The 24,499-nt window shown below is 44.7% G+C and carries 19 protein-coding genes; 13 read left to right on the plus strand and 6 right to left on the minus strand.

Going from position 1 to position 24,499, the window contains the following annotated elements; all coding sequences use genetic code 11:
* Window positions 1-245 precede the first annotated feature (245 nt).
* Window positions 246-452, plus strand: coding sequence for a hypothetical protein (locus ACOMA8_RS06850; protein WP_421369567.1), 207 nt, complete (start codon window positions 246-248; stop codon window positions 450-452).
* Between the two features lie 506 nt (window positions 453-958).
* On the opposite strand, the gene ACOMA8_RS06855 is transcribed toward ACOMA8_RS06850, so the two are convergent.
* Window positions 959-2,473 carry a UDP-N-acetylmuramoyl-L-alanyl-D-glutamate--L-lysine ligase gene (locus ACOMA8_RS06855; protein ID WP_421369569.1) on the minus strand — a complete coding sequence of 505 codons (1,515 nt, stop codon included), beginning with the start codon at window positions 2,471-2,473 and terminating at the stop codon, window positions 959-961.
* A gap of 331 nt (window positions 2,474-2,804) precedes the next feature.
* Here ACOMA8_RS06855 and ACOMA8_RS06860 point away from each other — a divergent pair, with 331 nt between their 5' ends.
* Complete coding sequence (locus tag ACOMA8_RS06860; protein WP_161898367.1) at window positions 2,805-4,448, plus strand: putative polysaccharide biosynthesis protein; 1,644 nt, start codon at window positions 2,805-2,807, stop codon at window positions 4,446-4,448.
* Window positions 4,449-4,678: 230 nt separating this feature from the next.
* Here the strand turns inward: ACOMA8_RS06860 and ACOMA8_RS06865 are convergent, their stop codons facing one another.
* Entirely contained in the window at window positions 4,679-5,029 is a 351-nt protein-coding gene (locus ACOMA8_RS06865; protein WP_161898366.1) for an iron chaperone, read from the minus strand.
* A 175-nt stretch (window positions 5,030-5,204) separates the two neighbouring features.
* Here ACOMA8_RS06865 and ACOMA8_RS06870 point away from each other — a divergent pair, with 175 nt between their 5' ends.
* The 3 genes from ACOMA8_RS06870 (at window position 5,205) to ACOMA8_RS06880 (ending at window position 6,892) form a co-directional block, all read left to right on the plus strand.
* Window positions 5,205-5,399 carry a helix-turn-helix transcriptional regulator gene (locus ACOMA8_RS06870; protein ID WP_161898365.1) on the plus strand — a complete coding sequence of 65 codons (195 nt, stop codon included), beginning with the start codon at window positions 5,205-5,207 and terminating at the stop codon, window positions 5,397-5,399.
* Window positions 5,400-5,403: 4 nt separating this feature from the next.
* Window positions 5,404-6,096, plus strand: a complete 693-nt coding sequence (locus tag ACOMA8_RS06875) for a hypothetical protein (protein ID WP_421369572.1) — start codon at window positions 5,404-5,406, stop codon at window positions 6,094-6,096.
* A gap of 97 nt (window positions 6,097-6,193) precedes the next feature.
* Complete coding sequence (locus ACOMA8_RS06880; protein WP_421369573.1) at window positions 6,194-6,892, plus strand: hypothetical protein; 699 nt, start codon at window positions 6,194-6,196, stop codon at window positions 6,890-6,892.
* A gap of 57 nt (window positions 6,893-6,949) precedes the next feature.
* Here the strand turns inward: ACOMA8_RS06880 and ACOMA8_RS06885 are convergent, their stop codons facing one another.
* Entirely contained in the window at window positions 6,950-7,381 is a 432-nt protein-coding gene (locus ACOMA8_RS06885) for an 8-oxo-dGTP diphosphatase (protein ID WP_421369575.1), read from the minus strand.
* Window positions 7,382-7,576: 195 nt separating this feature from the next.
* On the opposite strand from ACOMA8_RS06885, the gene ACOMA8_RS06900 reads away from it, so the two are divergent.
* Window positions 7,577-9,043: a global transcriptional activator MafR gene (locus ACOMA8_RS06900; protein ID WP_477181483.1), complete on the plus strand. Its 1,467-nt coding sequence runs from the start codon at window positions 7,577-7,579 to the stop codon at window positions 9,041-9,043.
* Between the two features lie 295 nt (window positions 9,044-9,338).
* Here the strand turns inward: ACOMA8_RS06900 and ACOMA8_RS06905 are convergent, their stop codons facing one another.
* A complete protein-coding gene (locus ACOMA8_RS06905) occupies window positions 9,339-11,903 on the minus strand; it encodes an HAD-IC family P-type ATPase (protein ID WP_421369577.1) in 2,565 nt (854 codons plus the stop codon).
* A gap of 302 nt (window positions 11,904-12,205) precedes the next feature.
* Between ACOMA8_RS06905 and ACOMA8_RS06910 the strand changes: the two genes are divergently transcribed.
* The 5 genes from ACOMA8_RS06910 (at window position 12,206) to ACOMA8_RS06930 (ending at window position 16,608) form a co-directional block, all read left to right on the plus strand.
* Window positions 12,206-12,928, plus strand: a complete 723-nt coding sequence (locus ACOMA8_RS06910; protein ID WP_421369579.1) for a pseudouridine synthase — start codon at window positions 12,206-12,208, stop codon at window positions 12,926-12,928.
* Complete coding sequence (locus tag ACOMA8_RS06915; RefSeq protein WP_421369581.1) at window positions 12,925-13,668, plus strand: class I SAM-dependent methyltransferase; 744 nt, start codon at window positions 12,925-12,927, stop codon at window positions 13,666-13,668. Before ACOMA8_RS06910 ends, ACOMA8_RS06915 begins: the two co-directional genes overlap by 4 nt.
* 320 nt (window positions 13,669-13,988) lie before the next feature.
* Window positions 13,989-14,975 (plus strand): CHAP domain-containing protein, encoded by a 987-nt coding sequence (locus ACOMA8_RS06920; protein WP_421369583.1) that lies wholly within the window; start codon window positions 13,989-13,991, stop codon window positions 14,973-14,975.
* Between the two features lie 217 nt (window positions 14,976-15,192).
* Window positions 15,193-16,221, plus strand: coding sequence for an SPFH domain-containing protein (locus tag ACOMA8_RS06925; RefSeq protein WP_421369585.1), 1,029 nt, complete (start codon window positions 15,193-15,195; stop codon window positions 16,219-16,221).
* A 213-nt stretch (window positions 16,222-16,434) separates the two neighbouring features.
* Entirely contained in the window at window positions 16,435-16,608 is a 174-nt protein-coding gene (locus tag ACOMA8_RS06930) for a type II toxin-antitoxin system antitoxin (protein ID WP_161898355.1), read from the plus strand.
* A gap of 171 nt (window positions 16,609-16,779) precedes the next feature.
* Here the strand turns inward: ACOMA8_RS06930 and ACOMA8_RS06935 are convergent, their stop codons facing one another.
* Window positions 16,780-18,924 (minus strand): GH92 family glycosyl hydrolase, encoded by a 2,145-nt coding sequence (locus ACOMA8_RS06935; protein ID WP_421369587.1) that lies wholly within the window; start codon window positions 18,922-18,924, stop codon window positions 16,780-16,782.
* Window positions 18,925-19,179: 255 nt separating this feature from the next.
* Window positions 19,180-20,241 (minus strand): GntR family transcriptional regulator, encoded by a 1,062-nt coding sequence (locus ACOMA8_RS06940; RefSeq protein ID WP_421369588.1) that lies wholly within the window; start codon window positions 20,239-20,241, stop codon window positions 19,180-19,182.
* 157 nt (window positions 20,242-20,398) lie between these two features.
* Between ACOMA8_RS06940 and ACOMA8_RS06945 the strand changes: the two genes are divergently transcribed.
* Together ACOMA8_RS06945 and ACOMA8_RS06950 are read left to right on the plus strand one after the other, a co-directional pair.
* The gene (locus ACOMA8_RS06945; RefSeq protein WP_161898352.1) at window positions 20,399-21,688 is read left to right on the plus strand and encodes a glycoside hydrolase family 125 protein; all 1,290 of its coding nucleotides are present in this window, start codon (window positions 20,399-20,401) and stop codon (window positions 21,686-21,688) included.
* Between the two features lie 100 nt (window positions 21,689-21,788).
* Window positions 21,789-24,470 carry an alpha-mannosidase gene (locus ACOMA8_RS06950; RefSeq protein ID WP_421369590.1) on the plus strand — a complete coding sequence of 894 codons (2,682 nt, stop codon included), beginning with the start codon at window positions 21,789-21,791 and terminating at the stop codon, window positions 24,468-24,470.
* The last annotated feature ends 29 nt before the right edge of the window (window positions 24,471-24,499 follow it).

Below are 24,499 nucleotides of genomic sequence, written 5' to 3' on the forward strand. Positions count from 1 at the left end.
TTGATGAACAAGATATATATCTAATAAAAAGTCGTATTAACTTTTTATTAGATTATCGATATTTTCGTTATAAGAAGGTACCGAAGAGTCGTGGTGATTTAAGAAAACTAGGCAGTAATTGTTTTTTTAAGCCCTTTTATTTTGTGCTGTTGCATTTTTGTACACTCTGAAAAATCATGGCTTTTTAAAGGTAGAATGAAAACAAAACTTACTTGAATGAGTAACTTCTAAGGGGGCAGTAGGGTATGGCTGCTGACGAGAAATATATGAAATACGCCATGAAAATTGAGCGAGAAAAGTTTCGAGACACTGCTTTGGCATACGCAGCATTGGATGCAGCAATGATACCTTCGGAAAATACGATGAAATTAGTAAAAGAATATGTAGATGGAAATATTGAAATTATTGAGATATTAAAACTAGTTATTGAGAAATATCGACGTCTGAGTTAGAAAGCTTGCGAGATACAATGTTGTTTAAGGTGACTGTAGGGAATTAATCTCGAATATATCTAAGTACGATAGATCAAACGCAAACATTTTTTGTTATTTGTACTAGGTAGACGTGTTCTGGTATGCGAATTTTTGGTGTGCTTTTAATGTCTGAACTGCTTAAAATCAATTGAAATTTATTGATATATAGATTCTTAAAAAATATTGGGATTAAGCAATAATCAATCTGTTTTTGTTACTTATAAGCGGAACTGGGTCATGTGTGTAAAGAAAAGTAAATACCACTGATTTGTCTTAATAGAATCAAAGGTAGTCAGCGTTTGAAATTTTAAGCAATGAAAAGCCAAGTCACTTCCACAGTTCTTTAATGGGAGGGACTTGGCTTTTCGTTGTATTTGACGTTTGGTCATATTCACTTTGGAGGAAGACAGCAAAATGATTGGCGCAACCTCTTTGATTGCCTAGTTTAAATTAGCCTCTGATTGGGGAACTGCTATGAATTAAGATTATTTTCCGGCTTCAATTAGACGTTTAGCGATGACGTAGTCCCCATCATAAGGCGTATCCACGCCATTGACTTTCTGTTGGGGATCTTCGCCTTTACCCGCTAGCAAGACAACATCTTCAGGACGAGCCAGCTCTAATGCCAAAGTGATGGCTTTTTCTCGATCCATCTCATAGATGATTTCTACCGCCGGATTGTCGATAGCAGCAGCGATTTCTTCTGCGATTGCTTGGGGATCTTCGTATGCCGGATCGTCAGCGGTTAAGACGGCCACATCTGCCAATTCTGCCAGAACAACGCCAAAGTCATGGCGACGGCTGATAGCCTTGTTTCCCGGAGAACCAAGAATAACGATCTGGCGGCCAGCAGGATGAGTTTGCCGAGTATATTCCAAGAAGAGTTTCAGGCTGATGTAGTTGTGGGCATAATCCACGTAGACGACAGCCCCGTTTGCGGTGTGCAACTGCAACATCCGTCCTGGTACACTCACTTCGGCTAAACCTCGATAAGCCGATTCGGTATCCGCCCCCAGTAAAGCTGCAGCTAACAGCGCTGCACAAGCATTGTCCTGATTGAAGTCACCCGGGAGCTTGATGCGGTAATTGCCCGTCATTTTCAAAGGATCAATGCGACTTTCTACGAAAAATTCCCGCTGATCGGTCTCTGAGGTGCTGATCCGATAATCACCGGCACTCCGCCCATAGGTGTATGCAGGGATTGCGGCCAACTGACAGCTTTCCGCGACCAACTGAAAATAATCCATATCAGCGTCTAAAACAGCGACTTTTGAATGATAGATCAATTCTCGCTTGCAATAGAAGTAATCGTCGAAAGTCGGGTGCTCAATAGGGCTGATATGATCCGGCGAGATATTCAAAAAGATCCCCACATCATAGTTTAGTCCATAAACCCGATCCAGTTTGTAAGCTTGAGAAGAGACCTCCATTACCAGATGTGTCATGCCGTTTTCCACCGCTTTTGCCATCATGGCAAATAGATCCAAAGATTCCGGTGTAGTCAGATGTGATTTAAAAAAGTTTTTGCCGTCTAGGGTTGTTTCCATGGTAGAAAACATGGCACATTTACCGCCGGTAGTTTCTTGTAAAATTCCGTGGGCAAAATAGGCTGTAGTCGTTTTCCCTTTGGTTCCGGTAAAGGCAGCAATCTTCAATTTGTCTTGAGGATAGTCATAAAAAGCGGCGCTTAAAAGGGCCATCGCTTTACGAATATCTGTGACGATGATTCCACAAGCAGCGGCGACCTCATAGGGTTGTTCTGCCACATAGACCTGTAATCCTTTGGCAATAGCACCAGCCAGATATTCTTCTTTGAAGGCCGCGCCTTTGGCAAAAAACAGCGTCTCACTATCAGCTTTGCGGGAATCGTAAGAAATGGCAGCAAAGGACAACGCCGGCAACTTTGTTTTATCCAAATGCCAGCCATCTGCTAAAATAAATTCTTTCAACAGATGGTGCTGATGCAAAATATTGTAAACTGTCTCCAGGGTCAGAGCCATATCAAAACGCCTCGTTTCGTCAAAATTCTCTGTCTATTATAGCATAAGGAAAAAAAGTACGAAATATGGACAGGTGGCCGGTGCTTTCTAGCAGGCTGGACAGCAAAACCAAGTTTACATGAAAAACTGTCTGCAGGTAAAAGCAGCGTGGTTGTAGTCGCTTTTTTATGGAATGCTTTTCATTTTTTTCTCCGGGTAGTTGACAGGAGAACTTCGCGATTTTCTCATCCATATTTCAAAGAGATTAAAAGTTCACAAAATCTGTTGTTTGCTTTGGGGAATATAGTAAAATAAGCTAGTATGTTTAAATTTATGGAGCAGGAGAATCTACATGGCAGAAAATAAGTCCCCGCAACAAACGCTGTCCGCCGAAGAACGGATGGCCCGTGGTTCTACCTGGCTGACGCTGGGGAATGTCGGCTCCCGTCTGTTGGGTGCAATCTATGTCGTTCCTTGGTTTTACTGGCTGGGCAGCGATCAATACCAAGCAAATGCCCTTTTCAATATGGGTTACAATTTTTATGCCCTGTTTCTGATGATTTCTACTGCCGGAATTCCGGCTGCTTTCAGTAAACAGACGGCCCACTATAATTCCCTGAACGAATACGCTACTAGCCGCCGTCTTTTCAAAAATGCGCTAGTGGTGATGGCGATTTTTGGTGCCATTTGTAGCGGGGTAATGTATCTGATGGCGCCTTGGCTAGCTAAGATTTCTGGCGGTGGGACTGAGCTGATTCCGGTGATACGCTCGTTGAGTGTAGCGGTTCTGGTGATTCCTTGTATGAGTGTCATGCGGGGGTATTTCCAAGGACAACACGATATGATGCCTTATGCAATCTCCCAGTTGGCAGAGCAAGTGGCCCGAGTCTTCTATATGCTTTTGGCGACTTTCTTCATCATGAAAGTCGGTTCTGGCAAATATGAAGAAGCAGTCGTTCAATCGACCTTTGCGGCCTTTCTGGGGGCTTTGGCAAGTATCGCACTACTCTTGTACTATCTGCAAAAAAACAGGGTGCGAATGGACTATTTGGTGGAACACAGCGCCAACAATATCAAGTTAGATACGCGTGAACTGATTGTCGAGACGATCAGAGAAGCCATTCCTTTCATCATCATCGGGACCGGCATTACAATCTTCAAAATCGTCGATCAAGTAACTTTTGTACGGACGATGCAAGGATTTACCACCTACTCTGCAGCCCAATTGCAAAAGCTCTTCTCAATTTTCAGTGCCAATCCCGACAAGCTGACAATGGTGGTAATCGGTTTAGCAACGTCGATGGCTTTGACTGGCTTGCCACTAATTACAGAGGCTAAGACATTGAACAAGCAAAAGGAATTGTCGAAGTTGATTTCCAACAATCTACAGTTATTCGCTTTTGTCATGTTTCCAGCGACTTTTGGGATGATGCTGTTGGCGTATCCTTTGAATACCTTGTTCTATGCGCCCAGTGATCTTGGTTCACGGGTGTTGATCGTTGCCTGCATTACCGGTCTATTTTTAGGCTTGTACACAATGACCTCCAGTATGCTGCAGGGAATGTATGAAAATGGCTCAGCAATCATCTTTTTTGCTATTGGACTGTTGGTGAAACTGATTTTCCAATATCCGATGATTCGCGTGTTTGAAGTTTATGGCCCGCTGTATTCTACGATGATCGGGTTTGGCGTGGTGGTTTCTTTGAACTTATGGAAGCTTTACAAAGTGTCCCGCTTTGACCGGGTCTTGACTTCCCGCCGTGTGGTCCTGATCTTTTTGATGAGTCTGGTCATGGTTGTGGCAGCTTTTATTACCCGCCAACTGTTAGGACTATTCCTGAATACCGACAGTAAGCTGCAATCCTTTGTTATGGTGATGGGAGTGGCAGCAGTTGGAGCCGCTGTCTACATCTTTATGGCATTGAAGGTTCGTCTAGCTGACAAACTATTGGGTTCGGCGGCTGCCAAGATTCGCCGCAGACTACATTTAAAATAGATAAAAAGAGAGGGTGACAATCAGCGTGTCACCGTCCTTCGAAGCGAACATGATCAGGTGTGAGCTATAAGCAAATAGAAGCAACTTCCGGTTCTTTAACGGAAGTTGCTTCTATTTTTATCGGCAAACAGGTCAAAGGCTGATGAACTTCTTTTGGTAGGCAGTATCTTAGAGCTGTTAGCTGGCTAGTGTTCAGCAATAATCCTTTTTGAGCAGTTGAAAGTTACCAACTAAGGCTTGCCTTTTTCCGTTAATTCGGCCAGGCGATAGCGGACCATGTTTTTTAGGAGTATTTCCGGTAATGGTTGGTCATAAGGCAGCTGGACAGCTCCTTTGGAAGTTTTGAAAGCTTGTAACTCCTCTTGAAAGGCTGCAATGGGTCCCGGCGTTGGATAAAAGCCCAAATGTTTTTTGGCAGCGGTAAAATGTAGGATATTCTCACCGGCATAAAAAGTGGGCATACCATAGCGAATCCGCTCTTCTGCTGTGGGCAGCAATTCTTTGAGTAAGCGATACAGTTGATTTAATTGAGGCTGTGTTTTTTGTGGAGCGGCGGCAATGTAATCTTCAATGACTGTCATAGGGAAGCTTCCTTTCAAGAATTATCGTTTATTGTATTTTAGCATGGAATTGGCAAGACTTGTTTTTTACGAATCCGCATGACTGCAGGGGAAAAGTAAAGAATAATAGTCTCTATGTTAAACATATATTGCATTTTATTTAGCCTATGCTACACTAGATTTGCGAGGTGGGACTATGAAAAATCTGAAATTAAAAGCCGCTCGGGTGGAAAAAGATTTAACTCAAACGGAACTAGCTGATCGAATTGGTGTCACCCGACAGACGATTGGTGCAATTGAAAAAGGGGATTACAATCCCACAATTAACCTCTGCGTCAAGATCTGCAAAGCTTTAGGGAAGACTTTAGATGAGCTGTTTTGGGAGGAGTAAGAAAATGAAGCAAAAATTTGATGAACGGCAACTGCAGGCGCGGCGTAAAGGCTATGCTGTTGGATTTTGGACAATACTGGCGTTATTGTTTCTCTTGCCGCTTATTGGTGATTTCAGAGGAAAGGAACTGTTTGCAACACAATATAGCATGGGACTGACGACGGCTGTTTTAGGGATCACTGTCACGATTGGCTATTGGATTTTTAAGGATGCTTACTTGAGTGTTACTGAATCAAAGAATTTGGGCCTGAGTGCGTTGGTTATTTTTGTCATAGGACTCCTCTATTTTATGAGATTGTTTTCTTCTGCTGATCCATTTATTGAAAACGGGCAAGTGTCTGCCGATCCAAGTGCTGTAGTGTCAATCATGTGGCTAGGAATAGGAATTTGTCTGCTTATTAAGGCGTTATCAAATTGGTCGGAAGCACGAAAAAGTATTCCCGCTCCTGTATGGGCGATATGTGGACTTTTAATCGTTGTCTTTATTGCTGCGGTTATCCGTAATATGGATAAGCAACTGAATATTTCCGGTATTGCTGTCGGACTGGGTTTGCCTACAATGGTGCTGTTTTTACCGTTTGCTATGGACAAAAAATATCGAAAAGGCCGCTTCTTTCTATTGCTTCTAGGGTTTACTTGGTTTGGTTATTGTACTTTGTATTATCTAATCGGATTTAACAATTATCGTTGGCACTGAGAGTGATAAGCAATAAAACAACAGCTAAAAAGACGGTTTAAAAAAAATGACTTTCAAAAGACAGCGTTTGTGGCAAACGTAACAGGGGGAGTGGTACATGAGTAAGCAAAAATTTGATGAACGGCAACTGCAGGCGCGGCGTCAAGGGGTAATGTTAGGCTTTTGGTCGATGGTCATCTGCCTGGTTCTAGTAGCAGCTATTGAAAGTTTTCGGGGGAAACCACTATTTATCAGTCAAGCTATGCTTTGTTATTGGGTGTTATGGATTGGCTTTATAGTGATGTCTGGCTATCTTATTGTAAAAGATGCGTATCTGGGCGTGAATGAAGGAAAAAACAGCCTTTCACTTAGTCTGTACTGTCTAGGGCTTAGTTTGTCTTTTGTAATAATTATGCCGCTGGATTTCAGCAATTTGTTTGGTGATGGCGAGCTTGTCATTAACCTGCTGTCATTTTTGAATCTCTATTTTCTGGTTATTGGGATCCTCCTCCTTTTTAAATCGTGGCCTGATGGGAAACGATTTTCGGTCAAAAACAATAAGCAGATGATCACAGTTGTAATGATAGAGCTGAGTATCGTTTTGGTGAGTATCGGTTTAAATTGGCACAAAGAGCCGGATCTAAGAAACCTGTTAAGAAACTTTTTGCTGCCGGCTATTATTTTAGCTCTAGGGGTTGGGATGAATCGACGGCAGTATCAGTACTCTAAGTGGATGGTCAGTTTGTTAGGGCTGGTGTGGTTTGGCTATATCTCCTTGTATTATTTGATTGGATTTCACAATGACAATTGGTATTGATCAAGCAAAAAAGTAGACACTGCGTAGGTAGAAAAACTACCTGACAGTGTCTACTTTTTATGAATTGTCTTTGAAATAGGTCCCTAATTGGTCGTTGCCAAAGAAAATCGGCAATAACTCTCCCAGCGTACCGGCAAGCTTGTCACCAGTCAACTGCTCCTTGGGGATCCAAAAAAGAGCATCTTCACCGGAACCGGCTTGTGGTTCTTCGCTGGTGCGGGCATAAAAGAGACCGGCCAGCTCACGCATACCTGATTTATCGTTGAGCCACTCGGCAGTTCCTCGTAGCTGAGGGGTGATGGTGAGTCCGCACTCTTCCTTGATCTCACGAATGATGGCGGCAGAGAGTGACTCGAGAGCTTCTACGTGACCACCGGGAAACGTCCATCCAGGCCAGTCGGGTTTTCTACGATCCTGCACCAGAATCTCTCCTTGCTGGTTTTCAATCATACAAATAGTCGTCAGTTCGACGGCAAAGGTTCGTGTCATGGGTCTTCCTGCTTTCTGAACAACACAACTGCCGGCAGTAGCAGTTGATCTCCTGAGGTGTTTTTTGAAGGATTTCTTTTTAGACTGTCAGGTGGAAAAATATCCCGTGGTACAATAGCATAAATGATTATAAAACAAGATTAGGGAGAATGCCAGAGACGAAAAAGCGGTTTATTTCTGTGGCAGCCTTCACCCATGAGGGATATTCAAGGAGATGATAACTTGTTTACATTGGCAAAGCAGATGATTGCAGAAAAAGAGGTGAGGCGCAAAATCACAATCTTGGAGACGTTAATCAACTCTCCGCTGGTAACTACCAAAGAATTGGCGCAAAAAATGGCGGTTTCTCAGCGAACGGTTTTCAACGATCTCCAGAGTCTCCGGCTGGAACTGCCAAAGGATTGGGAGTTGGACTCAGATGGCAGCAACGGCGTTTTTTTGAAGACCAGTGCGACAGAAGGTATTCAAGAAATCTGGGACATTTACATGCAGCAATCCTTGTCAATGGTGGTATTACAAGCCTTATTGTTGAAAAAAAAGATTGCCGTGCCGACTTTTTTGAGAGAGCAGGGGCTTTCTTACGATGTTCTCAAGAAGCAGGTAACTAAGATGAACGCTGCATTGCAGAACTTTCAGCTGAAGATTTTATTGGATCGCAGCGAAATTTCTTGGGGCGGTGAGGAAACAGCAATTCGGCTCTTTTATCATCGGCTCCTAGTTCCATTTACCCATCAACACTTCTTTTTTGAGGACTATGGGGTTCATGAAAGTAATTATCACGACTTTCTCAGAGGCTTGCAGCGGCAAGGTTTAGCCGTCACCACCGAGAAGATTTTTGGAATCTGCTGGTTTTTCATCAATACGATCCGAATCAAAGCCGGTTGCCGTGTCGAAACGTTAGCCTACGAAGAAGATGTTTTGTTTGCTGATTATCTGGCCGCTTTAAAAGACTTGTATCGAAAAGAAGGGATCAACCTGTCAGCAGATGAAAGTTTCTTTGCCTTTTTCTGTTTTTTGGAAAGTTGGAGTTATCTGTTGTCACCGGAAGTATCAGAGCTGTTGAGAAAAGCTTACCCTCATCTGTTCAAGTCGGCGAAAGACTTCCTGACAAGGCTAGGTATGCCCTTTAGTATCACACAAGATTCAGAACTACTCGAGGACCTTGTTTTGTTTCAAGTAAAGTATTATGAGTCCAAAACCTTATCGGATAAGTTTTTGATGGAATACGCCGAGGTGTTGACAGTCTGTCGTAGACGCTACCCGCAGCTATTTGAGAGCATTCAAGAAACCTTGGCGACAGAAGGAATGGCGGGGATTGAAAGTGTTTCTGATCATGCAGTCAGCAACCTGGTACTGTTGGTCCAAACAGCACGAGCGCGGCTGAATCCCCAACCAGTTAAAGCCTTTTTAGTCTATCAAGGAGAACCCGCCTGGAAGCAATTTTTATTGCAAGAACTGCAAGATTTGGCGGGAAGGCGAGTAGAGCTGAATGAAATCAGCTTGGAAGAATTGGAAAAAATGACACTTGGCAGTGAAAACATTATTTTGTCGAATTTACCAATTAATTTTGAGTGCAGCGGGCAAATTGTGTATTTATCGACCATTCCAACCGCTAATGAGCTGCAGCAATTTGAAAAATTGGTCCGCAAGCAGTATATATAAACCAATGAGAGAAGACAAAAGTAGACCGTCACTGAAATCTCAATTGCGCTTCTTGCCAGTGCTATATCTGGACTGAAATTAAAACAATTTGTCCGAAGACTCCAGAGCCGGCTGACAGGCCAATCATCGTGGTGCGATGGAATGCTAGTATCGATGTACAATTAAAAGAAACAGTCACTACCAAACAAAAATTGGTGGTGGCTGTTTCTTTTCATAACTTGCCGGTTTGATACTTGGTCTGTAAGGCTATCAGGTGTCACATAGCCATTCTTGCTGATAGCTGAGTCCTGTGACGTTAAGCAGTTCGACTTCGTGTGCGACGAGCCAATGCTTTGACTGCTTTTTTCTCCAACTCTATCAATATAAAGACAAGGGTTGCAGCCAAGAAAACAGCGATATGTTGTGCCGCATTTAAAGAAGCAGTACCAATCATGTTTTGCATGAAAGGTAATAGAAAAAGTGAACCTTGAATGAGCACTAACGCACCTAAGGACAACCAGATAGCTTTATTTTGCAGCAGGCTTTTATTCAATGGCATGTCGGAAAGTTCTCGACAGTTAATCATATAGAAAGCTTGACTTACAACAATACTTTGTAGTAAGAGTGTTCGTGCAACTTGCGGATCGGTCGCTTGTGAACTCAACAGGTAAGCCGGAATAGTGATTAACAAACTAACAAAGAGAATTCGAAACAGACTATGAGGCGAGAGAATCTTCTCATTTGGGTTTCTCGGTGAGCGTTCCATAATCTCTGGATGAGCCTTTTCAAAGCCCAGTGCATAAGATAATGTGACTGTAGTGACCATGTTGACCCAGAGAATCTGGACGGGTGTCAGTGGCAAGGGTCGATCTGTGAGTAATGCGAAGATGACCAACAGCCCTTGTGCTAGTGAAGTAGGCAGAAAGAAATTGATTGTCTTTTTCAGATTGTCAAAGATGCGACGGCCTTCTTTCACCGCGGCAGCGATTGTTGCAAAATTATCATCCGCCAAGACCATATCTGCTGCTTCTTTTGTGACCTCACTACCTTTGATACCCATGGCAATACCGATATCAGCCTTTTTCAGTGCGGGGGCATCATTGACGCCGTCGCCGGTCATCCCTACGATTTCTCCTTGTTGTTGCAAAGCGGCCACGATTCGCAATTTATGTTCTGGTGTGGTGCGGGCAAAGATGTCGGTTTTTTTGACAGCCTGTTGGAGTTCTTCGTCTGAGAAGTTTTCGATTTCACGGCCTTCCACAACCGTTTCGCTATGTTTTAGACCAATCTGTGCTCCGATGGCACGGGCGGTATCTTTGTGGTCACCAGTAATCATTTTTACGGTGATGCCAGCTTGATGGCATTTTGCGATAGCGGCAATCGCTGACTCTTTCGGCGGATCGATGATTCCTGCCAAGCCGCTGATTTTTAAATCAGAAATGTCTTCATGGCGGATGGCCTCAGTATTGATTTCTTTTGCGGCAAAGGCCAATACCCGCTGACCTTGTTTGGCTGCTGCGGTGATTGCCTGCTCCCAGTAGTTCTTTTCCTCTGTTGTGAGGTTTGCTCGATCCAAAAGAACTTCTGGCGCCCCTTTGACAAAAAGCATCAGTTGGTTGTTTACCAAATGGGTGGTTGCCATGTATTTGTGGCGGGAATGAAAGGGCAACTGCTGCAGCTTGGCTAGTTTTGGCGCTTGGTACTGGTGGACATGACGCAATACGGCTAATTCAGTGGGGTTTCCTTTGAGATCGCTGACCTTTTGGGTATCGCTTGTCCGTAAATCTTGGCAGTTGTTCATGATTAAGTGCAATAATTCTGATGAAGCTGCGGCATCATTTTTTGACTTTTCCGGTAGAATTACTTGCTTTACGGTCATTTCATTTTTCGTTAGCGTACCTGTTTTATCTGAGCAAATCACTGTCATGGAGCCCAATGTTTCAACGGCGGGCATGCTTTTTACGATGGCTTTTTGGTCTGACATTTCTTTGACACCCAGCGATAAAATCATGGTCAGAACGGCGGGCAAGCCTTCAGGAACGACAGCGACAATCAATGCGATGACCGCTGACAGCAACAGATTGGCTTCCAAGCCGTAGCGTAATGTGGTGAAGAAGACGAGAAAGAGGATGAAGAGCATCAGGCCTTTAAAGATTTGCTGATTCAATTGGTTCATTTTGCGAATTAATGGCGTCGTTTGTGGTTTAACCGACTGCAGAGCTTGGTTGATTTTGCCGATTTCTGTCTGATCACCGGTAGCGGTTACGATACCTATTGCCGAGCCGGATTGAACCTGCGTCCCGGAAAATGCCAGGTTGAGGCGATCTCCCAGAGCAGCAGAGCTGTCCACAAGGGACGTGCTTTTGGCTACCGGCAGTGATTCACCAGTGAGAACGGCTTCTTCAACGACCAGATCGTGGCTTTCCATTAATCTGACATCTGCCGGTAAAATATCGCCGCTTTGCAAGAGCAGCAGATCCCCGGGAACCAACTCTTCAGCGGCAATCTTCTTTCGATGCCCGTCCATGAGGATATCAGCGGTTTGTGCCATCATCTGTTTCAAGCTGTTCAAGGAACTTTCGGCTTTTCTTTCTTGAAGGTAGCCAATTAACCCGTTAATGACTACCACCGCCAAGATGATGCCCATTTCCACGTAGTCGCCGGTGATTCCTTTTAGTATGGCGGCTGCCATCAAGACGATCATCAGCAAGTCGATAAAGTGTTTGCCGATTTTTTTCCAAAGCGGTTGTGGTGCTTTTTCTTTCAATTTGTTTGCGCCGAATTTTTCCAACCGCTTTTTACGTTGCTTTTGATTAAGTCCTTTGGCAGAGGTATCAAAATGTTTCAATGTTTGTGAGATGGTTTTGTTATGATAGTCCATAGGTTGTCCTCCTAATTGATTGAATGCAGCGACTGGGATGAATCCAAAAGTAACCTTTTAGAGCGCTCCGCTTGATCGCTGCTATGTGATTAGTATAGGAAGTTTTGTGAGACTTGCGTGAGGAACTTTTTCACAGGGGTATGCAAAAAAATCAGCAGCGGGCTATTTGGTATCCGGGAAAAGCCGATTGCTGTCGTGTTATAATGCAGAAAATAGCTGTAACCGATGAGACTATGAGAAAATGCGTAACAGTGTGCTGTGGTTATGGTTCAAAAGAAAAGCGATAGGAGTGATCCGACGACATGCGATTGGATAAATTTTTAGCAGATATGGCTTTGGGCAGCCGCAAAGAGGTCAAAACTTTTATCAAAAAAGGTTTAGTGACAGTCAATGGAACCCTGGTCAAATCCGACAAAACTCAAGTGGAGGAAAACAAAGACGACATTCGCTTTGACGGCGAACCGGTGATCTACCAGAAATATTTCTACTATATGATGAATAAACCGGCTGGCGTGATTTCGGCGACGGTGGATGATTATGAAGAGACGGTAGTGGATCTTTTGGCAGATGAAGACTACCGAGAAGATCTTTTTCCAGTGGGGCGCTTGGACAAAGATACGGAAGGCTTTATGCTATTAGCCAATGACGGCGCGCTGGCCCACCGCCTGTTGTCACCCAAAAAACATGTAGACAAAGAATACTATGCAAAAGTTGACGGCATTATGACAGCAGAAGATGTAACAAAATTTGCCGCCGGACTGACGATTGACGGTGGAGAAAAAACACTACCGGCAGAGTTAACCATTTTATCGGTAGATCAAGAGGCAGCAACTAGTGACATCCGACTGATTCTTCATGAGGGCAAATTCCATCAGGTGAAGCGCATGGTAGCAGCCGTCGGTAAAGAAGTAACTTATCTAAAACGCCTGCGTATCGGAAAATTGGCGTTGGATCCCGCACTGGAACTGGGGGACTATCGACCCTTGACCGCAATCGAAATCATCGCTTTGGAGGACCGCTCATGACCGTCAATGTAGAAGCTTATTTTAAAGAAGTCGATGAAATGCCCTGGGGAAAATTATTTTACCGGCTATTGTGGCAACAGTTGGATCAAGCCGACCTCGGCGCAGTAGAACCGCTGAAGGTACTAGACTTTGGTGCCGGTTTTTGTAAAACGGCTGCGTATCTAGCAGCAGCTGGACATCAAGTGACCGCTTATGAACCCAACCGTGAAATCGCCGCTCATCGCTATCAAACGGCTAACTACCGATTTCTCAGCGGTGATTTTGCTGAGGTGAAAATTCCGCTGCAGCATGAACAATATGATCTGATCTTACTCCATAACGTGTTGGAGTATGTGGAGGATCGCAACGAAATATTGGACTTTTTGTGGAACTTGTTAGTTCCTGGCGGCCATTTTTCGCTTGTGAAGCACAACCCCCGTGGCCGTATCATGGTTAACGCGGTGTTGCGGGATGATCCGGCCCAAGCTTTGGCTGAGCTGCAAGGAAAAGCCGGTCAGTCTGTGAATTTCGGAAAAGTCATAGACTATACCAACGAGTGGCTGCTGGACTGGCTGGATGAAAAAGATACTGCGGTTACTGGCGATTATGGGATTCGGATGTTTTATGGACTCTCCCAAAATTCGGAAATCAAATTCACGGAAGACTGGCAGGAAAACATGTTTCGACTGGAAAGTGAGTGTCAAACAGATGCGATTTTTAAAAAGATTGCCATGTTCCGACATTTTTTGTGGATAAAATAAATACGTGTGTTGGCTACACAAAAAATAGCTAAATAAGATCAGCGACTTTTTTCTCCAAGTTGCCGATCTTATTTTGTAGGAGCTGCCATTTTCAACAAAGAAATTCTTAAACACTCTTTAGAAAAAATTTTAGTTTTTGCAACATTCCCGTATTTTTGCAAAATCACTGTAACTTTTGTCGTTTGAAAACCGCTTTTGGCGAAATTTGATATGTAACTGTAAGGCTCTCGTCATCCGCTTCATGATTTCCCGTGCTAAATTGTTCCTACGAAAAAAATAGGAAACGGGGACATTTTTTGAAATTTAAGAAGACAGTATTCATGACACTGGCAACAGCCGCAGCTTTGATGACGACACCAGTATTTGCCTCTGAAACGACAAATAAAATCGCCGATACTAAGAACACTATCACAAAGACTGAAACAGTTTTAAAAGATAATAAAAATCAGACAGAGGACTTGTCAAAGCGCATAGAACAACAAGCAGCCAATGTTTCAACAACGAAGCAGCGCTCACAAGCAGCCTCTGAAGCTACAAAACAGGCAGCGAAGGAATTGGCGGAGGCCCAAAAGCTGTTAAATACAGCCAATGCGGTCTATCAAACTGCCAACGTCAATTCAGCCGACTATGCGTTAACAACTGCCCGCAAAAAAGAGCTGGAAGAAACTGTGCAAGAACTGAATGTACAGCTGGCAGAAAAACGAACGAATGAAGCCGCCAGCCGTACCGCCAGCAATCGCGCCGAAAAGAGCTTCAAAGAGCTGACTGAAAAACAAGAAGACCTGATTGAAAAGACAACAGCCGACCAAAAGAAACTCACCACTAAACAAGAGGAATTGAAAAAATTAGAAGCGCAAAAGCAGCAAGAGGAAAAAGCTGCTGCCGAAAAAGCAAAGCAAGAAGAAGCCGCTGCTTTAAAGGCGGCCGCTGAAGCTGCTGCAAATCAACCACGAGGAATCGATCACTCAGACTCAGGGAATGCTTATTCTTGGGGACAATGTACGTGGTATGTTAAAACGGTGGCGCCTTGGGTAGGCACTTATTGGGGCAATGGGGCTGACTGGGCTTACTCAGCAGCTGCCGATGGCTACCGTGTGGATAGCTCGCCAGAAGCCGGTGCCGTCGTCGTATTCGCCGCCGGACAGCAAGGCGCAAGCGCGCAGTATGGTCATGTGGGCTATGTGGAATCCGTCAACAGTGATGGCACATTTACCTTTTCACAAGGCGGAATGGGCTTTGCTTCACCCGCGGGTCCTAATTATCAGACGTTAAGCGCAGCAGGTTTGCAGTTTATTCATAAGAACTGATGGTAAGAAATAGCTGATGTTCACTCTTAGTTCAGAAAAATAATAAATTTTATCCTACCGACTTTGCTGAATCCTGCAAGTCGGTAGTTTTTTGTTTAGCAAAAAGAAAGCGCGACTCTCTGACTTGAATTTACTTGACGGCGTGCTTCTGTGGGCGTAAGATGAATCTGTATTCTATATGATATCAAAATGATATCAAATGATGGAGGGCTGAAAAATGGAAAATGAAAAAGTGGTAGTAAAAGAAGCGACCCAAGAAGTTATTTTGAAAGCCAAGAAAGGCATGCCGATTCTAATCTTAAATCTCTTGGGAATCCTCGCGTCTATCGTGCTATTTGTCTGGGGGATTATTTCACTTGAAGATACAGGCGGGGCCTTTGGTGGTATCTTGATGGGTATTGCGATTTTTTATTGGGCATTGCCTGTATGGTTACTGTTTGCCGGATTGAAAATCGTTCATCCGAATGAAGCGCTGGTGATGACCCTATTTGGGAAATATGTCGGTACGTTGAAAGGCGCTGGCTTTTATTTCGTCAATCCTTTCATGATGGCAGTGGCCGTCCCTAAATCAGGAAACAGTGACGTACCGGCAACAGAAGACTCTGAAAGTCTAGCGGGCGTGGCTAAAACAGCAGCTGCCGGACTGGCTAAAAAGCGTCTCTCATTGAAAACCATGGCTCTGAGCAACAACAAACAAAAAATTAATGACAAATTAGGTAACCCGATCATTATCGGAATTGTCGTTATCTGGCGAGTGAAGGATACAGCTAAAGCCATGTTCGATGTCGACAATTACATGGATTACCTGTCCATTCAATCGGATTCAGCACTACGAAATATCGTGCGGCTGTATCCATATGATGCCACCGACGATGAGGATGCCAACGAAAAAAGTCTGCGGGGTTCCAGTCTGGAAGTCAGCCAAAAACTGGCCGAAGAAATCCAAAGTAAGGTGAATGTCGCCGGTATCGAAATCATCGAAGCCAAGATCACCCATCTGGCTTATGCGCCAGAAATCGCAGCAGCAATGTTGCAACGGCAACAGGCTTCTGCTATCGTGGATGCGCGCCAGCTGATTGTAGAAGGTGCGGTCGGAATGGTAGAAATGGCCATCGAAAAACTGAACGAGCACAGCGTTGTCGATCTGGATGAAGAGCGCAAAGCTGCCATGGTCAGCAATCTGATGGTGGTTCTGTGTGGCAATCGGGATGCACAACCAGTGGTCAACAGCGGCTCCTTGTATTAAAATGAAGAGATGACTGAAAAACTCGAGGGCTTCTGAATGTACCACTGAAACCCATTTGCGAGCATTTATTGTTGGAAGCCAGTAAGCAGAACACAGCATCTTGTGAAGTATTTGTAATATTGATAGTGCTGTAACAAAGGCATTGGCTGTTGTCAGCCTTCTAAAAGAGGCGTGAGAGCTGTGAAAATGAATCGGAAAGAGGGGCAGATGACTATGACAGAAAAACCAAAAAAACCGAAAAAACAGCTGCCCCTTCGACTTTCCGGCGAGTTATATGAAGAATTGGCCGGGTGGGCGGAAGATGAGTTTCGTAGTATCAACGGCCAGATTGAGTATCTGTTGACCGAAGCGGTAAAAAAACGTAAAAAAGGAACAAAAGACAACTGACAAGCCAGCTGTAACGATCACTATCGTTGCGACTGGCTTGTTTTTTTGTGGGGATTTCCAGCGATATTCTTGCGGAACAAAAAAAGATCAGCGGCAGATAACACATTGCTGCTGATCTTTTTTTATTTTATCTCTACAAAGCATGTCTAACAGCCAATTGAAGGGCAACTATTATTTACTCAACGAAAATGGATAATCTGCTTTACTGTAGGTTTTCACTGCCGGTACCAAACCTAAACGGTATTGGATTTCGCCACCAGTCAGCAAATCCTCATGAGTGAAGAACATTTCACTGTGTTCGCTGTGGTTGCGCAATACGTCTTGTAGGAACAGGTGTTGCGGCTGATTGTGACCGGCGTCGATTGTCAGAAGTCGGCCGTTTGCCAAATGAATTGTGGCAGTTTCTACTAATGGCATACCGATTACGTACTCACCGGCACCTGACGTCACCGGATAAAAACCAAGGCTATTGAAGATGTACCAAGCAGCCATCGTGCCGTTGTCTTCATCGCCCGGGTAGCCGTTAAAGCCAGTATTGAAACATTCTTGCAAGGTTTGTTTGATTAATGGCTGTGTCATTTGTGGTTTGCCGATGTAGCTGGCTAGATACGGATAATGGAAGCTTGGTTGATTGGAGATGGCAAACTGACCAAATTCGATGGCGGCCATTTCGCTCATTTCATGGATTTCAAAACCGTAGCCCATCACTTCATAGGCCGGTTCCTGATTGAAAAGCTCTACCAGTTTGGCTTCGAAAGGATCGTTACCGCCATGAGCAGTGATCAACCCTTGGAAATCTTGGAAGACCGAGAAACTGGTTTGCCAAGCGCTGCCTTCTGCGTAGTCTTTCCCCCAACGAGTTGGCAGGAAGTCTTCGCGGAAGTTGCCTTGTTTGTCTTTTGCCCGCATAAAACCAGTCTCTGGATCAAAAATATTGTGGTAATTCAACGCTTGTTTTTGATAGAAGGCTGCGGTCTCGCTGTCGCCGATGACTTCTGCCACCCGGCTGATACAATAATCGCTATACGCGTAATCCAAGGTGTGGTTCACGGATTCGTGATGATCCAATGGTACATAGCCATAGTGCAGGTAATCTGCGGTTCCTTGGCGGCCATAATTGGGATTGTCGCTTTGGATTGTCGCTGATTTTTTCATTGCTTCCAATAATTCGGGCATTAAATCTAGCCGAATCCCTTTGGCAGCGGCGTCAGCGATAACTCCATCAATCAGCGTACCAGGCATCAAGCCTCGTTCATCTGGTGACAACCATTTTGGCAAAAAGCCGGCATCTCGATAACTGTTCAAAAAACCTTCTAGCATTTCCCCGAGTTTGTCTTGAGCAATCAGGGTGTACAGTGGATAAACCGTTCGGAAAGTATCCCAGAAGCCGTTGTTCGTGTAAAGGACACCGGCTTTAACGCTGCGGCTGAGGGTATCGTAGTGGACGGGCGTTGCTTGGTCATCTAGTTCATAAAAGGTTTGTGGGAACAAAAAGCAACGATAAAAGTTATGATAAAAAGTTTCCCGATGCTTGGAATCGTGAGTTGTGATTTTGATTCGTTCCAAGTAGTTGCGCCATTGTTTGCGACTGGCAGTCAGCAGTTCCTCTGGAGTACCATTGACGTCTTGTTTCAGATTGCGACGGGCAAAGGTAAGGTCAATAAATGACGTTCCGAGTTTAGCAGTCAAATGATCAGCTGCGGCGAAATCAAAGCGGATCAAGCCATCTTCACCGGTAATGGTTTCAAGGGCATTACTCAGCGGTGCATCGAATTCCAGCGCAAAATACATTTTAAAATCGGGATCTTCACAACCGGAAAAGTTGATTAGCCAGCCTTCTGCATGGTGTGTATCGGTGATGGTGAGTTCAAATCGTCCTGGCAGTTGCAGCAAAAGGCCGTTGTCTTTTTGCCGGTAGTCCACGTCCAGTATTGCGCCATACATAGTAGGAATCAAGCGGGAAAAAGCTTGGTAGCGCAATTGCGTAACCGCCAGTTGGGAAGGTTCAAAGATTGCCTCTTCCGGACGATAGGAGCTTTGGGCAGCAAACAGGCTCATTTCTGTTAATGGACCGCTGACTGGAGCCAGCAGCAGATGACTGTAATCGCCCATCCAGGGACTTGGTTGATGGGTCAGCCGGTAACCTTGGAAAGTCCGGTCTTCCGGATGAAACCACCAACTGCCTTTTTGATCGGTCGTCTGAGGTGCAAAGTAGTTCATACCAAAGGGAACTCCGGTATAAGGCAAACAGTTGCCGTGAGAAAAGCTGTGTTGGTTGGCGGTACCAAAACGAGTGTCAATCATTTGTGGATGCATGGTCAATCTCCTTTGTGTGCGTCTTTTAAAATCGCGCAGTGTAATAGATTAAGATATAGTTTTGCAAACAGCCAAAAAAGCGGCTGCATTATGTCAGGATCAAATTAGTTAGCTGTTTCTTGAAAAAGGGAAAGTCGAGTGTTTTTCCGTTTTACATCAGCCAGTGGCAAGTCATATACCAGTTTTTTCTTTAGAAAGTACAAAAATCTATCCAAAGACTTCAGTGAGGGCAGATCTGACAATTATAGTGTAGAGTTAGTGGATTTGGCGCGTTGAACGGCGTTTTACCAAGGTGACTGGAATCAATGCGTCAGTGGGAATCGCATTTTGTTGCAGTTGTTCCAACAAAGCACGGCCCGCCGTTGCTCCCAGCTCTTTGAAGTTCTGGGCAACAGTGGTCAGCGGCGGATCTACCAATGCAGCTGCCTGAATGTCGTCAAATCCGATAATGGAGTAATCATCTGGAACGGTTTTACCAGCTTGTCGAATCTGACGCATCGCATCAATGGCCACTAAGTCGTTTTCACAGATCAATGCTGTGATTTCCGGGTGAGCGGCTAAGTAGCGGGTCAGCATTTTGGCATTGGCGGTCTGGTCGTCCATTGATGTGTGGAAGCTCAGACCAGCCTCTTTTAATTCCTGAATATAGCCCAAGTAACGTTGCCGGACGGATTGGGGGTGCTGAACATCCCAAAACAGATAAGCAATGTGGCGATGCCCTTCTGCAATCAGCGCTTTGGTAGCTTGGCGTCCGCCATCCACGTTGTCGGACAAGACCGCAGGATAAGGCAGATCATAGAGCTTTTTATCCAATAAAATTACTGGAAACTGACTGAGGGAAAGTTCCAATAAGAGATCAAGGTATTGATCGATATCGTTGACGTAATAAATCATGCCGTCAAATTCTGCCATGACTTCGGCGGCAGTTTTGTTGGCCAAAAAGTCAAGGGCTACCATCATCACATCAGTGTGGTTTTCCGCCATGACCGGTGCCAAGCCTTCATTAAAGTTGCCTACTGACAAGTCGTTGACAAAGGGTAAAACGAAAAGAATTCGTTTGGGTTTGTCATTAGCAGCTGTCGAAGTGCTGCTCTCAGAAGTGTGCGCGGCTTTGACAAAACTGCCCTTGCCTCGCACCCGATAAATCAGCCCGTCTTGTTCCAATTCTGTTAAGGCTCGTTTTGAAGTGATCCGAGAAACACTATAACTTTCGGAAAGTTCTTTTTCAGTGGGGAGTTTGGCCCCGGCGGTCAGCTGACCATTTAGGATCTGTTGTTTGAGATCAGTTAAGATCTTCATATATAATGGCAGACTCACTGGCAGGCTCCTTTCTTAAATGATATATCATATTTGTATAATAGCATAGTTCGCCAGAAAAAAATCATTAGAAATTCATTTGAAAGCGTGGACAAACCCGCTGAACCTGTTATAATCACCTTGTATTGATATATCAAATTAGCGAAGGAGCAAAATAATGGCTTATAAAGACATACCAACATCAGTTCAAAAATTCATGGATGACATTACAGCAAAATGTGGGGAAAACCATGCTGACTGGGCAGTGAACTTCAACGCGGCCTTTGCGAATACACTGTTGACTACTGTTAAACGGCACGAAGACGGCACGACTTTCCTTTTGACCGGTGATATTCCGGCAATGTGGTTGCGGGATTCCACTGCACAAGTTCGTCCGTATCTGGTGATTGCTAAAGAAGACGAAGACTTGGCGGCGATGATTTCCGGTCTGGTAAAAAAACAGTTCTTCTATATCAACATCGACCCATACGCGAATGCCTTTAACGAAGAAGACAATGGTGCCGGCCATCAAGATGACCACACAGAAATGAACGGCTGGATCTGGGAACGCAAATACGAAATTGACTCTTTATGCTATCCGGTTCAATTGGCTTACCTGCTTTATAAAAATACAGGTCGCACAGATCAATTCAATGAAGATTTCGTCAACGGTGTGAAAAAGATTCTGCAGGTCTTTGAAACGGAACAAGACCACAATCAATCACCTTATAATTTTGTTCGCGATACTTGGCGGGAAGAAGATACCTTGATCAATGAGGGACGTGGCGCAGCCGTGGCTCCTTGTGGTATGACTTGGTCAGGCTTCCGTCCTTCTGATGACCGCTGTATCTATGGCTACTTGGTTCCTTCCAATATGTTTGCTGTCGTTGCTTTGGGCTACATTGAAGAAATCTTCAGCGGTGTGTTGTCTGATGAAGAAATCGTTGCCCAAGCTGGCAAGCTGAAAACTGAGATTGAAGCGGGTATTCAAGCCCACGGCCGCACGAAAAATGCTGCGGGCGAAGACATTTATGCTTACGAAGTCGACGGCATGGGCAATGCTACGATTCAAGACGACAGCAACGTACCAAACTTGATTTCCGCTCCCTATTTGGGCTACGGAGATATCCATGATGAACGCTATCTGCGGACTCGTAAAACGCTATTAAGTAAAGAAAATCCTTTCTATTATGAAGGAGAATTCGCTAAAGGCATCGGTTCTTCCCACACGCCGGAAAACTATGTTTGGCCGATTGCTATGGCGATGGAAGGCATGACCACCGACGACAAGGCAGAAAAAGAACGCATCTTGAACCAGTTGGTAGCTACTGATGCCGGAACACATTTGATGCATGAAGGTTTTGATGTGGACAATCCTGACAATTACACACGGGAATGGTTCTCTTGGGCCAACATGATGTTCTGTGAACTGGTGATGGATTACTTCGACATCCGCGTAGAAAAATAGACAAGTGAACTAGGATAGCTGCTCTGGGCCTTTTTACGAAAGCTTCGGGGTAGCTGCCGCTGATAATGAATGAACAAGACAAGATAAGGGGAAAAGAGCAATGACTAAGAAAAAAGTTTTCATCATCTCCCACAGTCACTGGGATCGGGAATGGTATATGGCTTACGAACAGCATCATATGCGTTTGGTCGAACTGATGGATGATCTGTTGGAACTCTTTGAAACAGATCCAAATTTCCACAGCTTCCATCTGGATGGACAAACCATCATTTTAGACGACTATCTGCAAGTTCGTCCTGAAAAACGGGCAGCTGTCCAAAAAGCAATCGACGAAGGCAAATTGCAAATTGGCCCATTCTACATTTTGCAGGATGATTTTTTGACCAGCTCAGAATCCAACACCCGCAACATGTTGATCGGCATGCAAGAATCCAAAAAATGGGGCACACCGGTAGCATTAGGCTACTTCCCAGATACCTTCGGAAATATGGGGCAAACACCACAAATGATGTTACAAGCCAATTTGAAGGCGGCGGCATACGGTCGTGGTGTGAAGCCAATCGGATTTGATAATGAAGTCTTGGAAGATGATAAGTTCACTTCACAATATTCTGAGATGAATTGGGAAGGCCCTGACAAGAGCCAGATCTTTGGCCTGTTGTTTGCCAACTGGTATTCAAACGGCAACGAAATTCCTGCTGAAGAAGAAGCGGCGAAAAAATTCTGGAACCAAAAATTGGCGGATGCTGAAAAATTTGCATCTACCGGTAATCTGTTGATGATGAACGGGGTGGATCACCAGCCGGTTCAAAAAGATGTGACCAAAGCGATTGCATTGGCCAACCAATTGTTCCCAGACTATGAATTTGTCCACTCCAGCTTTATGGAATACTTGGATGCAGTAGAAAATGATCTGCCAGAGGATTTGGGAACGATGTATGGCGAATTAACCAGCCAAGAAACAGATGGTTGGTATACATTGGCTAACACGGCATCTTCTCGTGTGTATTTGAAACAATGGAATACCCGGGTTTCCCGCCAATTGGAAAATATTGCAGAACCATTAGCTACAATGGCTTATGAAGTGACGGGAACTTACCCTCATGATCAATTGGACTATGCTTGGAAAACCTTGATGCAAAACCATCCTCATGACAGTATCTGCGGCTGTTCTGTCGATGAAGTTCACCGGGAAATGATGCCTCGTTTTGAAAAAGCAAACGAAGTCGGTAAATATGTTGCAGACGAAGCGGTAGCGCAATTAACTGCTGCAATTGATACAAGCGCTTTTCCTGAAGGCAGCAAACCATTTGTCGTCTTCAATACAGGGGGCACTGTCCGCAGTGGCTTGGCTACTTTGGAAGTCGAATTGGAGCGCAAGACCTTTGCTGAAGGCGTACCAGGACGTTTGTACAAAGCCTTGAAAGAACTGGCACCGAAAACTTACCATGTAGTCAATCAAAAAGGGGAAGTCGTTGCAGCTGAAATCAGTGCAGAAGACGTTCATTTTGATTATGATCTGCCAAAAGATCGTTTCCGGATTCCTTATATGGAACGCTTCGTGAATGTGGCGGTTGAAGTCAGTGAGTTGGCGCCTTTTAGCTGGGAAACTTTTGCATTGGTAGAAGGTCCGGCTCGGACTGCGGGGGATGCTTTGGTGAAAGCTGACGGCCGTATCCTGGAAAATGACTTTGTCAAAGCTGAGATCAAAGCAGATGGTTCCTTGTCTGTACTGGACAAAAAGCTGGCTCGTCAGTTGGACGGCTTGTTGGTCTTTGAAAACATCGGGGATATCGCGAATGAGTATATTTTTAAAGCGCCAGAAGGGGACAAAGCACTGTTGTCAACTGATTTTCCTCACACGGTAGAGATTGTGGAAAACAGTGACCTGCGGGGTGTAGTTCGTTTGAGCAGCCAAATGATGATTCCGGCGTCAGCTGATCACCTGTTGGAAGAAGAACAAAAGGCGGTCATTGATTTCCGTTTCCGTAAAGCAGGGCGCTCTGAACAACTGATTCCTTTCACTATCGAAACACTGATTACAATTGATCGTCAAAATGCTGATGTGCAGTTTGAAACAACAGTGGACAATCAAGCCAAAGACCATCGCCTGCGGGCCTTGTTCCCAACGACTTTAGCTGTCAATACCCATGAAGCTGACAGCATTTTTGAAGCGGTGACTCGACCAAACAAAGTATCTTCCCACTGGCAAAACCCAACCAATCCGCAGCATCAACACGCATTTGTCAATTTGCACGATGACAATTTCGGTGTGACAGTGAACAACTATGGATTGAATGAATATGAAATCGTAGAGGATACCATTGCCTTGACGCTGTTGCGTTGTACGGGTGAATTAGGTGACTGGGGTTGGTTTGCGACACCAGAAGCGCAGTGCTTGGGTCGCCATACGTTCAATTACGGGATTGCATTCCACGGTGCTCCTGAGACTCGTTACGAAACTTACAAGCGGGCACAAGCCTTGCAAGTACCGCTAACTGCCCGACAAACTGGCCGCCACGAAGGTCAGCTGCCAGCGGTTAAAACCTATGTGGCTGTTGAAGGAGCAACTTTTGCGATTACTGCTTTGAAACGTCGCCGGGAAGATGAGATTGCAGTTTTGCGAGGCTACAATCTGGCGGCTGAAACGACACCGATTTCTGTCAAGAAGGATGGTGCCAAAGAGTTGCATCTGTTAAACTTACTGGAGGAAGAACAAGCAGACACCGTTCTTGATGTTTTGAATCCTTACGAAATCCGGACAGTCGGTATCGTAGAATAAAAAACGGTGCTGTCTGCTGTCTCAGTGGG

Source organism: Enterococcus infantis (assembly GCF_049166715.1).
GTDB lineage: Bacteria > Bacillota > Bacilli > Lactobacillales > Enterococcaceae > Enterococcus_C > Enterococcus_C leclercqii.